This is a genomic window from Acinetobacter sp. ASP199 (assembly GCF_022700675.1).
In the GTDB taxonomy this organism is placed as follows: Bacteria; Pseudomonadota; Gammaproteobacteria; order Pseudomonadales; family Moraxellaceae; genus Acinetobacter.
In genome coordinates this window covers 2,173,005-2,187,171 of sequence record NZ_CP062182.1, presented here as the reverse complement: position 1 = coordinate 2,187,171, position 14,167 = coordinate 2,173,005, and the positions used below count along the sequence as shown (strand labels likewise).

Below are 14,167 nucleotides of genomic sequence, written 5' to 3'. Positions count from 1 at the left end.
ATACGACAATACGCGGGTTATTGGATTTAGGATAAAAACATGCAGCTGATGCCGTTATTACCACGCATATGGACATTTGGACACTTAAAACTGGATCTGTCTCAGCCGCATGTGATGGGAATTTTGAATGTCACACCGGATTCATTCAGTGATGGAGGCAAACATAATTCGAAAGATGCCGCAGTCGCCCGCGCATTGGAAATGATGGCTGAAGGTGCAACTGTGATTGATGTCGGTGGTGAGTCGACCCGTCCAGGCGCATCAGCGGTCGAAGTAGAAGAAGAAATTCGCCGTGTGGTGCCAGTAGTTGAAGAGCTGGCCAAGCACAATGTCATCATTTCAATTGATACTTCACAGCCAGAAGTAATTAAAGCTGCAGTCAAGGCTGGGGCACATATCTGGAATGATGTTCGTGCACTGACGCGCCCCAATGCTTTGGCAACAGCTGCTGAGCTGGATATTCCTGTGATCATTATGCATATGCGTGGTGAACCTACGACGATGAATAATCTGGATCAGTATGAAGATGTCACGCTTGATGTCATTGCAGAATTAAAACAGCGGGTGCAGGATGCTTTAGATGCAGGGGTAAAACCTGAGCATATTATGATTGATCCCGGTTTTGGATTTGCCAAAAATGCCGAACAGAATCTTAAGCTACTGAATGAATTGTACAAACTGAATCAACTCGGCTATCCAATGTTGTCTGCACTGTCACGTAAACGCTTTATTGGACAGGTACTGAACGGGGCAGAAGCTGTAGAGCGCGCAGTGGGATCAGTGGCAGCACATTTGCTGAGTATTCAACAAGGTGCCTGCATGGTACGGGCACACGATGTGAAAGCAACTGCAGATGCGATTAAAGTCTGGAAGGCCATGCAAGCCGCAGTTTAATGAGCTGCTGATTATAGCCAGGCGGTGCGCTGTTTGGCTTTTAAGTGGCAATGTGGTATATAGGGCACGCTTAATTTTTAATATGGTTTTAGAGTGCCTGTAATGTTTGCAGATTTACTTCTCCCAATGTTCGATGATGAATATTATCCCGATATTCTGGTTGCTGAAGTAAAGCAGCACATCGAACGCTTTGCCAAAAAGGTGACAAAATCTGGTTTATCTGAATACGAGATTTATCAGTTTGCCAATGCGACTGTGGCAGAAATTAATGAAATGAAGCCACAGTTTGAAGACCTGGATTCCTCTTTAGATGATACCGCAGCAGATTATATTGCTGAAGCCATGATGATGGTGGTACAGGAACAGGGATACTTTCAAATTGAAATGGAAGAGCTGGTCGCCACCCGTGAATGGTAAGAAAAAAGCCCTGTTTTTACAGGGCTTTTTTTAATGATCTAAAAATGCTTCTTTAAAATTTTTATAATGAATTTCATCTAGCAGTTTCTGTTCTTCCTGCATGCAGCGTTGATGTAATTCCAGATAATATTTTTTTAAATCCTTTTGCAGTGGCCCAGGTTCCGGTTCTTTGCTTTGCGACTGTTGATAAGACCAGTAAGCTAATTGGCGGATGTGCTGCAAACGTACCAGCTGGGTACTGCGCGTAGAGTTTCTAAAGCCTGGCTCAATTAAAACTGCGATAAAACTGCTGAAAGCCAGTAGGCCCAGGCAAGGTAAAGCTATGAGCGCTGAATGGAAATACTGATAATTGATAATTGATAGAACAACAATCAAGGTTTGAATATATAAACAGGATTGCAGGCGCTTTGCGTAGCGTACAGAGCTGTACTTGGCCTGAAACTGGGCACGCCAGATATAAGGATAGAGCATACCGATGAGTACGATCGTACCCGCACTAATGGCCTGATTCTTTGAATCCATAAAGTCCGGATAAAAAGGCAGGGAAAAGCACAGAACACAAAATCCGGTAATCAGCATCAAAATACCAATACGTAAATATAAATATGGATCAATAGTTTGATTAAAATATTTATAGCGGCTGTAGCTGAGTCTGCAAAAGAATGCATCAGGATGGCGTAACTGTAATTTGGCTAGATCGAAAGAGCGGGGTGCGGACATAAGGAGGCACACTCTATTTTTGAATTTCAGGCACAAAAAAACCAGCGGATTGCTGGGTTTCTGCATTTGCACCATTTTAAGCTGAATCAAAATGGTGCCCGAGGCCAGACTCGAACTGGCACGCTTTGTGGGCGGGGGATTTTAAATCCCCTGTGTCTACCGATTTCACCACTCGGGCATGCGCGCCATCATAGATGAGCAGAGAGAACTTGGCAAGATGATTTCTTATTATTTGTTTTATTTTCAGTCAATTTGGCCATTAAAATTAAAAAGAAAGCAAAGCTGATCTTATTTAAAGCTTTAAATTTCAATAAATTTACAGATTTACAGTACTTCGTCCAGATAGCTGTCCACATCAATATGTTTAATGCGTTTACAGTACTGGTGCTCAGTTTTGAATAACTGGCTATACAGATCTGCATAGCGGTTCAGCTGACGCTTGAGTACTTCATATTCGGGGTTGTTTGCCGAAGTCATATAGAGTTTTAATCGGGTTTTCAGACTTTGTTTGTATGCCCAGAAACAGACACGACGCAGTTGATGCAGCTGATAATATTCACTGTCCTGACTATTTTGGCGAAACAGATTTTCCTTATAAAAACGCACGAAGCCAAAACTGACACCAAAGAACAGGAGCGCCCACATCACAAACTGACTTTGTAAAAATTCAATATTCAGGGCAGACAGAATTACGACTACAGCAAGTTTGACCGGACTATGTCTTAATAGTTGATAAAGTGAATGCGAAGAATGTCGAATCTGTTTAATGACCAATGGAACAATCAGCATGAGAAACAGCAAAATTGCCAGAATGGCATAGGCATGTGCCTGAAAGTTGCTAAGCTCTGTAAAATTACTCAGGAAAATATCTTTCAGTACCAAACTGATTGGCACGAAAATCATGCTTGCCAAGAGCCAGGGAATAAATTCACGACGGTCATCCAGTACGCCTCTGGTCTTGATCTGGCTATAAAACAGGTAATTGTGCTTAAACGCCGCCGGGTAGAGCAGCTGAAGTTGCTGAAGCAGCACATTGACTTGTTGGTTTTGCATGTAGAGGTCGGGCAGGAGGATAGATGAGTCAGATTACTATAAAGTAAATTGCTGAATTTTTCAGAAAAATTGTAAGGCGCAATTAAATCATCTCACTTACAGCAGGATTTTATCTTTTTGCCCGGGAATTATGCGAAAATAGTCCATTGTAGATATTATTTGTAAGGGCAGTTCATGACTGATCAATCTCCTGAGACTTTAAGTGACATCGAAATTCTTGACCTGTTACAGGCAATGAAAAATGATGAATTAGATACCGAAGCGAAAGAAGCTATTCGTCAGGGTGGTAAAGCGGGTCGTCAGGAAGCGCATAAGCAGGCGCTGGTTAAATTAAATCAGTCATTTGAAGAAAAATTTGTTGAAGCAGTGTCTATCGCGCTGCATTTGAATGAAGCTCAGATCAAAAAGATTCGTTATAAGAAAGACCGTATTCGTATTTTAAAAGCGCGTGGTATTGACTACCTGGCGATTGATGGTGCGGAAACTGCATTTGTATTGGCACAGATCGCACAGGCCATTGTGCGTGAAGATGCAATCGTGACACATGACCTGCATAATATTTTCCCATTCTGGAAAGAAGGCTGGCCAATGGTGCAGTTCGATAATGCTTATAAAATTCTGGAAGATGATATCCGTATTCACTACCAAGCCGTATTAGATGCCTTAATTAGCAAATACTAATTCAAATAAAAAAGCACCTTAGGGTGCTTTTTTAATGGTCGTAAATCCAGCGAAGTAGACCTCGTACAGGCCAAATAAATAAACGCCACCATGTGATTAAAGGATAAATAACCCAAAAAGGTTCAAATAGCATGGTGTTATCGTAACTTTTTCGACGTCTTTCATAACCGTAAGGGGTGATCATGCAGGCGAAAATCAATAATCCCACCGCTAAAAATAAAAATAATGGATTTTGTACTTTTGAAAAAAAGTAATAAATCAAATATAGGGCGGAATAAAAACTGAAACATGCAACGATTGCAGTAATACTCATATTTAACCTTTCTTTTTATCGTTTTAATTCAAGAAGAATCAGATTAATCTGATTCTTCTTCGGTAGTATTTTTATTAGGCCCTAATAGGCGAGTCACCAGCAGCTGGTCAATTTTGAAATGATCGACATCGACAACTTCAAATTTATAACCTGCATGAATCACAATATCCGCCGGACGTGGAATCTTGCGCAGCTTGTACATCATGAAGCCAGCCAGGGTTTCATAATTTTCTTCTTCAGGCATTTCATCAATGCCTAAGGCATGCTTCATGTCTTCAATTGGTGTACTGCCTTCAATCAGCCATGAATCAGCATCGCGTTTGAAGATCTGCTGATCTTCTTCCATTGGGGTCACCCAGTCACCCATTACAGTAATCATAATGTCAGACAGGGTAATTACACCGACAACCAGTGCATATTCATTGATCACCACTGCAAACTTTTCTTTGCTAGAGCGGAAACGGTCGAGCAGCTCAGATAAGGTCAGGGTATCTGGAATCATTAACACATTACGAATGGTTGATTCATTCAGCTGATTGATTTTCTGGTTATTTAGAATACGAACTAAAATATCCTTGGCATCGACGTAACCAATGACCTGGTCGATATTTTCATTACACACCAGGAATTTGGAATAAGGATATTGCGCTAGTTTTTGACGAATACTATCTTCGGCTTCAGTCAGGGTAAAGAAGATGACATTTTCACGTGTAGTCATACTGGAAGGGACGTTACGTTCTTCAAGTTCAAACACGTTTTCAATAAAGTGATGTTCCTGCTTTTGCAGTACGCCGGCTTGAGCACCCGCATCCATCACCGCAGAGATATCTGCAAAGGTAATATTGTCGTCACGGATTGTGTTGACTTTAAATAAGCGGAACAGCAAATTTGCAATGGCATTAATTACCCAAGCCAATGGCTTGCAGATTTTAATAAAAACTTGAATCGGGTTGATGACAGAAACTGAAATTTTTTCCGGTGCAATCATAGCCAGACGTTTCGGCATCAGATCGGCAAATAGAATAAATAACGAAGTTACCAATGTGAAGGACAGAGCAAAACTGATGTTCTGGGTCCAAGGACCATCATGTACACGAGATACAAATGCAGCGATATAAGGACGAAAGGCGCCTTCACCTAGAATACCACCGAGAATAGCGACAGCATTTAAGCCAATTTGGGAGGCAGCAAAAAAGTCTGCTGAGTTTTCCTGTAAATCCAGCACTTTCTGGGCACGGAGGTCGCCTGACTCAGCCAAAATTTTAAGTTTGACCTTGCGGGCACCTGCAAGTGCGATTTCAGTCAGTGATAAAAAACCAGCCCCCGCGATGAGTATTAAGATAATCACGATGTTTTGAAAGAGGCTCACGTAATCCACCTGTGGATTGATATTATCTTGGAATATTTTTAACACAAAAAAGGACTTGAGGTGTAAAAACAGATCTCAAGTCCTTACAGTATAAGCTTAAAAAATAAGAATTTATTCGAAATTCAAATTAATAGGGTGAAAATTGCGAATTATTCTGCATAAATTCACGATTCTCTTCTTCAATCATCTGACGCGCCACATACAGAATTAGCTGACGTAACCAGCGATGCGCCGGATGATGATGCAGCAATGGACACCAAGCCATCTTCAATTCAAATTCTGGAATATAGAACGGTGGATCTTTTAGCAGCAAGTTATGGTTCTTGGCCTGTAAGCGGGCGATACGGGTTGGCAACGTAGCAACCAGATCCACATTCGATGCAAGAAGTCCCGGCATTTGATAATGTCGGGTAAACACCGAAATCTTACGCTTTTGACCAATACGTTCCAGTGCCTGATCAATCCAGCCGAGCCCAGCCTGTTTCTCAGGATTAACCCCGAAACCTACGCCCATGCCGGTTTTAGATACCCAGATATGCTGTGCATCTAGATAGCTTTTCAGGTTCAGATTGCCAGCAGCAGGGTGCTTATTATTTAGCAGACAAGAAAAGCTGTCACGCCAAACCAGGACCTGGTGGAAACTTTGTGGAATTTCATTGAACCGGTTGATTGCCAGGTCGACCTTACCTTGTTCCATGTCGCGATACGACACATCACTTGGGGTCAGGAAATCCAGAACCACATTCGGCGCTTCCGAACGGAGTGCTTTTACTAGGCGTGGTACCAGTGTGGCTTCAGCATAATCTGAAGTCATGATGCGAAAGACGCGATTGGAGGTATAAGGACGGAACTCGGTACGGGGTTCCAGAATCATGGATAGATCAGACAGAGCATCGCGAATACGTGGTTGCAGTTCCAGTGCGCGTTCAGTCGGTGTCATTCCTTCAGAAGAACGGATCAAGAGGGGATCATTAAATAAATTGCGCAGACGACGCAAAATGTTACTCATGGCCGGCTGGGTAACGCCCAGTTGCTCAGCTGCACGTGTAACATTTTTTTCGCGAAGAAGTACATCAAGATAAATTAATAGATTGAGATCGACCCGCTCCAGATTCATAAAAAAAATACCGAAAATAAAATCATGAAATTATAGTGATTATGCCATAAGTACTGCGGCTTGTGTATGTGGCTGATGAAAAAAAAGCCACCGATTTTGCAGCAATTTTTATTCATTTTTAGCAGAGGGAGCTCATAAATCAAGTCTGGATTTTGTCTGTCAATTCGGTCAATTACAGGGTCAAACTGGATGCCTATTTTTAGCTAAAATCAGGTAGGTGAAGAAGGAGGTCAGACTAAGAAGTAGGTTAGGAATAAATGGTGGATAAATTGTGTGAATTATAAAGTTATGCGTGAATTTGGTTTTCCCAAAATATAGTAAAAGATTGGCAAAAAAGATCAAAAAAACCAGCTTACCAAGCGAGTCAAGACTTAAGTCTAATGAATATTTTATGTCCAGATTGCCGAAGTTTTAGACAGAAATAAATTTCGAAAATTTAAAAATAAAATATTAAATACAGTAACTTATAGAAACTTGATTAATATATAATTAGACTTTCATCTACATATTTTTTAAATAAATAATGATAATTCGTTCAGAATATTGGATTAATTTTTTTATTGCATCTAATCTCTAACCATCGCAACGAGCTGACTAAAATCTAAACAAAGTTTTGAGGGTCTGGTTTTAGAACAACGTTGCAGAAAAATCCTAATATTATTACAGGAATATATCATGACTACATATCAAACAGCGATTGATGCAATCCGCGAATTAAAAGCGAAGTTCGGCAACACTTGGGCAGACATCAGTCCTGAAGATGCTGCGCGTATGCAACTTCAGAACCGTTTCAAAACAGGTTTAGACATTGCAAAATACACAGCAGCGATTATGCGTCGTGATATGGCTGCTTATGATGCTGACTCTAGCAAATACACTCAATCACTAGGCTGCTGGCACGGTTTTATCGCACAGCAAAAAATGATTGCGAACAAAAAATATTTCGGTACTACTGAACGTCGCTACATTTACCTTTCTGGTTGGATGGTTGCAGCTCTTCGCTCAGAATTCGGTCCACTTCCTGACCAATCTATGCACGAAAAAACTTCTGTTCCTGCATTGATCGAAGAAATCTACACTTTCTTACGTCAAGCTGACGCGAAAGAATTGAACGATCTTTTCCGTTCACTTAAAAAAGCTCAAGAAGCTGGTGACACTGCTAAAGCTGCTGAAATCACTTCACAAATCGACAACTTCCAAACTCACGTCGTGCCAATCATTGCGGACATCGACGCTGGTTTCGGTAACGAAGAAGCTACTTACTTACTAGCTAAGAAAATGATCGAAGCGGGTGCTTGTGCACTTCAAATCGAAAACCAGGTTTCTGACGCGAAACAATGTGGTCACCAAGCTGGTAAAGTAACTGTTCCACACGAAGACTTCATCGCGAAAATCCACGCGCTTCGCTATGCATTCCTTGAAATGGGTCTTGACGACGGTATCATCGTTGCACGTACTGACTCTGAAGGCGCTGACTTGACTCAAAAAATCCCAGTGGTTAAAGAGCCAGGTGACATCGCTTCTCAATACATCAGCTACTTAGACACTCAAGAAATTGACATCTCTGAAGCGACTGAAGACGAAATCCTGATCAAACGTGATGGTAAACTTCACCGTCCAAAACGTCTTGCTTCTGGCTTGTACCAGTTCCGTGAAGGCACTCAAATCGACCGCGTTGTACTTGACTGTGTAACTAGCCTGCAAAACGGTGCTGACCTTCTTTGGATCGAAACTGCGACTCCAAACGTAGCTGAAATCGCTCACATGGTTAACCGTGTACGTGAAGTTGTGCCAAATGCGAAACTTGTTTACAACAACTCTCCATCGTTCAACTGGACTTTAAACTTCCGTCAACAAGCGTACGACCGTTGGGTTGCTGAAGGTAAAGACGTATCTGCATACGACCGTGCTAAACTCATGAGCGCTGAGTACGACAACACTGAATTAGCTGCTGAAGCTGACGAAAAAGTTCGTACATTCCAAGCAGATGCTTCTCGTGAAGCGGGTGTATTCCACCACTTGATCACTCTGCCTACTTACCACACAGCTGCTCTTTCTACTCACGAGCTTGCTCAAGGTTACTTCGGTTCTGAAGGTATGTTGGCTTATGTTGCTGGCGTTCAACGTAAAGAAATCCGCGGCGGTATCGCTTGTGTGAAACACCAAGCAATGGCTGGTTCTGACATTGGTGATGACCACAAAGAAATCTTCGCTGGTGACAACGCTCTTAAAGCGGGTGACGATGCGAAAAACACAATGAATCAATTCTCTGCATAAGCACTGAATCGATTCTAAAAAACCCTGCGCAAGCAGGGTTTTTTATTTTTGTAATTAAATTAATGTAAAAGAATAATTGTCCAAGTAAAGAAGATGATTGCTAAAGCAACAAACTGAGCTGCACTGCCCATATCTTTGGCATTTTTAGAAAGTTCATGTCTTTCTAAAGAAATTCGATCAACTACAGCTTCAATCGCTGAATTAAATAGTTCTACGATCAAAGCGAGTAAACATACAGCAATCATTAATGCTTGTTCAAATGCATTCACGTCTAAGAAAAATGAGACAGGAATGAGAATGCTATTAATCAGTACAATTTGCCGAAATGCTGCTTCGTTGAGATAGGCAGCTTTAAAGCCGGATAAGGAATATCCAGTGGCATTGGTAATACGTTTAAAACCGCTTTTACCCTTAAAGGGTGATAATGGAGATTGAGTCATAGTTTTCTTTTAATTATAACTAGAGCCAGTAAGGCATTTTTTATTATATGGAAGATTATTGTACGTTAAAAAAATACATTTGAGAGTAAAAAACGATCATTCAACAAATTCATGCTTTTACTTCAGCCTACATATTTTCTTCACGAATTATATTTGTACGTATTTTTATGTGAGAATGACTTGTGTTTAGGTACTATCTCAATGAATATCCATACAGCTGATTCAGTTGTAAAACTCAACCTAAAATTCATCAAATTCAAAGTGATTCAGACCTATGCTGTCTAAGTTTTTTATTCATCGACCGATTTTTGCAGGCGTACTGGCCATTGTAGTGATGGCGATCGGATTGTTTGCGGTCATGAATTTACCAGTAGAACGTTATCCAGATATTGCTCCACCACGTGTGACGGTATCCGCAACCTATTCCGGGGCATCTGCCGAAACGGTAGAGGAGAGCGTGACTCAGGTATTGGAACAGCAGATTAAAGGTATTGATCACTTACTATATTTTAGCTCAAGCAGTGATTCCTCTGGACGTAGCCGGATCAATATCAGCTTTGAAAATGGTACTGATCCGGATACAGCTCAGGTACAGGTACAGAATGCCATTAATGGCGTACTGAACCGTCTACCGGAAGATGTGCAGCGACAAGGTGTAAATGTCTTTAAATCTCTAGGCGATACCCATATGGTGATCAGCCTATACGATGAATCTGGGCGCAGTGACAATATCGCCTTGTCAGATTATCTGATGACCCATCTGGAGCAGGACATCTCCCGGATTGAAGGTATTGGTGAAGTCGATGTATTTGGCTCGCAATATGCCATGCGCATCTGGCTGAATCCGCTGAAGCTGAAACAGTACAACCTGATGCCAAGCGATGTGCGTGCCTCGATTGAAGCACAGAATACTCAGGTCGCAGCTGGGGCAGTAGGCGATCTGCCTACAGTCGATGATCAATACCTAAATGCTAAAGTAACTTCAGGGACACGACTTAGAACCGTAGAAGAATTTGAAAATATTATTGTGAAGTCTGCCCGGGATGGCAGCTTTATCTATTTAAAAGATGTGGCGCGTGTCGAACTCGGTGCGGAAAATTATCAGTCTTATAGTACCAATAATGGCTATGCATCTGTCGGTCTCGCAATCTCGCTGGCTTCCGGTGCCAATGCCATCGCAACTTCACAACGGATCAAAGCTGAAATTGCACGTCTATCTAATCAATTGCCCGATGGCTATAAGATTGCCTATCCACGTGATAACACACCATTCGTTCAGGAATCGATTAAGGAAGTGGTTAAAACACTGATTGAAGCGATTATTCTGGTGATTGTGGTGATGTTTATCTTCCTGCAAAACTGGCGTGCGACCCTGATTCCAGCAGTGACGGTGCCGGTGGTTCTGCTCGGTACCATGGCGATCCTGTATGTGATTGGCATGAGTATTAATACCTTAACCCTATTCGCTTTGGTATTAGCTATTGGTTTGCTGGTCGATGATGCGATTGTGGTGGTCGAAAACGTCGAGCGTTTAATGCATGAAAAACAGCTAACTGCCAAAGAAGCAGCGCTGGAATCGATGCAGGAAATTAGCGGGGCACTGGTCGGGATTACGCTGGTGCTGACAGCAGTATTTATCCCCATGGCATTTTTTGGTGGCTCCACCGGAGTCATTTACCGCCAGTTTTCGATCACGCTGGTTGCAGCCATGTCATTATCATTGATGGTGGCTCTCATCCTGACACCAGCATTGTGTGCCTTGATTCTCAAATCGAATCCGAATCCAGCTCGCTGGGCCCAATGGTTTAACCATAAGCTAGAGAATATTAAACAGCGTTATTTGAAACTGTCTCAAGTCACCTTGCAACATAAAGCAGTCTGCTTAATCTTATTTGTTGGCTTAATTGGGGTATTTGGCCTGTTCTATAAAGCCTTACCTACCAGTTTCCTACCGAGTGAGGACCAGGGGACGCTGAGTATTCAGGTACGCTTGCAGGAAGGTGCGCCACTGAAAAATACCGTTGCTACTGGGGAAAAGATTCGTGAATATTTCCTAGAGCAGGAAAAAGACAATATTAATCTAGTGATGATGCGTTATGGCCGTAACTTCTCAGGTACCGGTCAGAACCTGGCGACTGGCTTTGTCGCACTCAAACATTGGGATGATCGTCCGGGTGAGGAAAATACGGCACAAGCCATTCGTGAACGTGCGTTAAAGCATTTCCGGGGTTTTAAAGATGCACAGGTTAATATCAATATGCCGGCTTCAGTCAGTGGTCTGGGGCAAACTGATGGATTAGATTTCTGGATCCGCGATGTAGAAGGTAATGGCCGACAATATCTGGAACAGCAGTTTAAAGAACTAGAAGAACGAACCAAGGAATATTCAACTTTTGAAAATCTGGGTAAGCGCTCCAATCCTGAAAAGGCTGAACTCAAGGTTAATATTGACCAGAAACAGGCCATGGCCAATGGTCTAACCCAATCAGCGATCAACAGTACGCTTTCAGCCGCGTGGGGCGGTAACTATGTGAATGACTTCATTGACCATGGTCGGATTAAACGAGTAATGATGCAGGGTGATGCCGAATTCCGTTCCAAACCTGAAGATCTGGCAATGTGGCATGTGCGTAATGACCAGAATCAGATGGTGCCATTTAGTAACTTCTCAACAGTCGACTGGAGTGGCGGCCCGGAAGTGGTAAATCGCTTCATGGGCTATACCGCGCTACAAATGGAAGCCGATGTGACCAAAGATACCAGCACCGGTGAAGCGATGCAGGATGTAGAAGCACTCGTTGCGGATCAAAAGGGTATTGATGTGACCTGGAGTGGATTGTCTTTTGAAGAAAAACAATCCAGTAATCAGGCGATCTGGCTATATACCATTTCCATTGGTTTTATTTTCCTGTGTCTGGCTGCATTGTATGAAAGCTGGACGATTCCGACTGCGGTCATGTCCGCAATTCCACTGGGTATCGGCGGGAATATCATCTTTAGCTATTTCACGGGTTTCCCTAATGATATTTATTTCCAGATCGCCTTGCTGACGACGATTGGTTTATCTTGTAAGAATGCGATTCTGATTGTCGAATTTGCAGCATTGGCAGAGCAGCATGGTAAATCCGTGATCGCGGCAGCATTGGAAGGTGCAAGCTTGCGTCTACGCCCAATTTTGATGACCTCTTTGGCCTTTGGCGCCGGGATTCTGCCACTGGTTTTTGCCTTTGGTGCCGGAGCAGTCAGCCGTCAGGAAATTGGCGTGAGTGTATTGGGTGGGGTGATCTTTGGAACAGTGCTAGTGCTGATTTTTATTCCATTTATGTATGTGATGATCCGTAGCCTGTTTCAAAAGAAAAAGCAGGAACTGAATTAAGATGTGAATCATTTAACTTTAAATATAAAAATCAAATGAATTAAGGCCATGCTTCACTCAGCTGAGGCATGGTGAATCAAATTAGAATATAAAAATACATGATAACAAGAGGGCAGCAGCGCGCAGATGGATCAGCAAGTTGAACGGGTACGGGAATTATTAAAATTGCATCAGGTAGATGCAGATCAGCAACTGGCACAATTGAATATTGCCGATCAGGCAAGGCTATTAGCCGAACTGAAACAAGCAGAACGACAGCACCACTTTGAGCAGCTGCAACGCCCGGCAGAAGTCTTTGAATACTTGCCTTTGCATCAGCAGCTTCAGCTGACAGCCTCATTTTCCCTTGACGAACTGGTGACTTTACTGGATGCAATGCATTCGGATGACTTTATCGACCTGTATAAGCAGCTACCTCTTTCTGTGCAGCAACAATTGTTGAGTAAGCTTTCAGCGCAGTCATGTCAGGTATTGAAAGCACTACATGCCTATCCGGAAGAAACTGCCGGTGCGCTAATGAGTTCAGACTATTTGACGCTGCCTCCTGAACTCAACATGAATGAGGCGATTGAAACGCTACGTGATATCGCTGGAAATCATGACACGCTGTATCTGATTTATATTGTAGATGCACAGCAACATCTTCTGGGGGTAATTTCTTTACGTCAAATTATTCAGGCAACGCCTACTGCCACCATTGCCGAAGTCATGACGAAAGATGTGATTTATGGCACGGTAGATGAAGATCAAGAAGAGATTGCACGTACTCTGGCTTATTATGACTTTATTGCCTTGCCGATCGTCGATGCTTCTCAAAAGCTGGTCGGAATTGTGACTTATGACGATGCCATGGATATTGCCGAGGCGGAGAGCACAGAAGACTTCCTGAAAGCAGGTGCGGTAGCTCCACTGGATCAACACAGTATTAAAACTGCCCCGATTTTATCGCTGTATAAAAAGCGGGTGTTCTGGCTGGTACTGCTGGTGTTTGGCAGTTTGCTATCCAGTTTTGGGATTGCCAAATATGAGGACATCATTGCGGAACATATCGTATTGGTGTTTTTCCTGCCGCTACTGGTGGGAAGTGGCGGGAATGCCGGTTCGCAGTCGTCGACTTTGATGGTTCGCGCATTGGCAACTGGAGATGTGCGGTTTAAGGACTGGTTTCACTTGATTGGACGCGAATCTCTGGTCGCGCTGTGTCTCGGTTTAACCATGGCCTGCGCCGTTTCGATTCTGGGTTATATCCGCGGTGATCTGATGGTTGCCGTAGTACTTGCCATCAGTATGACCGGAATTGTCTTGCTTGGTTGTCTGATTGGCATGAGCCTGCCATTTATTTTGAATAAACTGAAACTGGATCCTGCCAGTGCTTCAGCGCCATTGGTGACATCGATCTGTGATGCCAGTGGCGTGGTGGTGTATTTGTTCGTGGCATCCAGACTTTTGTTTTAAGTTAATAAAATTACGCTATATTCTTGACAAGAAATTGGGTTAGGCTGAATCATTA

Annotated in this window: 12 protein-coding genes and 1 tRNA gene; 6 read left to right on the top strand and 7 right to left on the bottom strand. The window is 42.7% G+C overall.

The annotated features are described in order from the left end of the window. The first annotated feature begins 39 nt into the window (after positions 1-39). Positions 40-894: a dihydropteroate synthase gene (gene folP, locus IHE35_RS10370; protein WP_242787302.1), complete on the top strand. Its 855-nt coding sequence runs from the start codon at positions 40-42 to the stop codon at positions 892-894. 102 nt (positions 895-996) lie between these two features. Beyond that, positions 997-1,311 (top strand): DUF5713 family protein, encoded by a 315-nt coding sequence (locus tag IHE35_RS10365; RefSeq protein WP_242787301.1) that lies wholly within the window; start codon positions 997-999, stop codon positions 1,309-1,311. Positions 1,312-1,341: 30 nt separating this feature from the next. Here the strand turns inward: IHE35_RS10365 and IHE35_RS10360 are convergent, their stop codons facing one another. The 3 genes from IHE35_RS10360 to IHE35_RS10350 all read right to left on the bottom strand — a co-directional run bounded on the left by IHE35_RS10360 (position 1,342) and on the right by IHE35_RS10350 (position 3,084). Continuing rightward, positions 1,342-2,031, bottom strand: a complete 690-nt coding sequence (locus IHE35_RS10360; protein ID WP_242787300.1) for a hypothetical protein — start codon at positions 2,029-2,031, stop codon at positions 1,342-1,344. Between the two features lie 92 nt (positions 2,032-2,123). Then, positions 2,124-2,209, bottom strand: a tRNA-Leu gene (locus IHE35_RS10355). Positions 2,210-2,355: 146 nt separating this feature from the next. Continuing rightward, positions 2,356-3,084: a hypothetical protein gene (locus tag IHE35_RS10350; RefSeq protein ID WP_242787299.1), complete on the bottom strand. Its 729-nt coding sequence runs from the start codon at positions 3,082-3,084 to the stop codon at positions 2,356-2,358. 174 nt (positions 3,085-3,258) lie between these two features. On the opposite strand from IHE35_RS10350, the gene IHE35_RS10345 reads away from it, so the two are divergent. Then, on the top strand, positions 3,259-3,765 hold the full coding sequence (locus IHE35_RS10345; RefSeq protein WP_242787298.1) for a hypothetical protein: 507 nt from the start codon (positions 3,259-3,261) through the stop codon (positions 3,763-3,765). A 31-nt stretch (positions 3,766-3,796) separates the two neighbouring features. Here the strand turns inward: IHE35_RS10345 and IHE35_RS10340 are convergent, their stop codons facing one another. From IHE35_RS10340 to IHE35_RS10330, 3 genes are all read right to left on the bottom strand, one after another. After that, on the bottom strand, positions 3,797-4,078 hold the full coding sequence (locus IHE35_RS10340; RefSeq protein WP_242787297.1) for a hypothetical protein: 282 nt from the start codon (positions 4,076-4,078) through the stop codon (positions 3,797-3,799). 43 nt (positions 4,079-4,121) lie between these two features. Continuing rightward, complete coding sequence (locus IHE35_RS10335) at positions 4,122-5,447, bottom strand: hemolysin family protein (protein WP_242787296.1); 1,326 nt, start codon at positions 5,445-5,447, stop codon at positions 4,122-4,124. Between the two features lie 127 nt (positions 5,448-5,574). After that, positions 5,575-6,564, bottom strand: a complete 990-nt coding sequence (locus tag IHE35_RS10330) for a LysR family transcriptional regulator (RefSeq protein WP_004814962.1) — start codon at positions 6,562-6,564, stop codon at positions 5,575-5,577. Between the two features lie 675 nt (positions 6,565-7,239). Here IHE35_RS10330 and IHE35_RS10325 point away from each other — a divergent pair. Then, complete coding sequence (locus IHE35_RS10325) at positions 7,240-8,841, top strand: isocitrate lyase (protein ID WP_099338511.1); 1,602 nt, start codon at positions 7,240-7,242, stop codon at positions 8,839-8,841. A gap of 59 nt (positions 8,842-8,900) precedes the next feature. Here IHE35_RS10325 and IHE35_RS10320 read toward each other — a convergent pair whose 3' ends face one another. Continuing rightward, the gene (locus IHE35_RS10320) at positions 8,901-9,281 is read right to left on the bottom strand and encodes a diacylglycerol kinase (protein WP_242787295.1); all 381 of its coding nucleotides are present in this window, start codon (positions 9,279-9,281) and stop codon (positions 8,901-8,903) included. 274 nt (positions 9,282-9,555) lie between these two features. Here IHE35_RS10320 and IHE35_RS10315 point away from each other — a divergent pair, with 274 nt between their 5' ends. Together IHE35_RS10315 and mgtE are read left to right on the top strand one after the other, a co-directional pair. Continuing rightward, entirely contained in the window at positions 9,556-12,657 is a 3,102-nt protein-coding gene (locus IHE35_RS10315) for a multidrug efflux RND transporter permease subunit (protein ID WP_242787294.1), read from the top strand. Between the two features lie 126 nt (positions 12,658-12,783). Beyond that, on the top strand, positions 12,784-14,112 hold the full coding sequence (gene mgtE / locus IHE35_RS10310; protein WP_242787293.1) for a magnesium transporter: 1,329 nt from the start codon (positions 12,784-12,786) through the stop codon (positions 14,110-14,112). Positions 14,113-14,167: the final 55 nt, after the last annotated feature.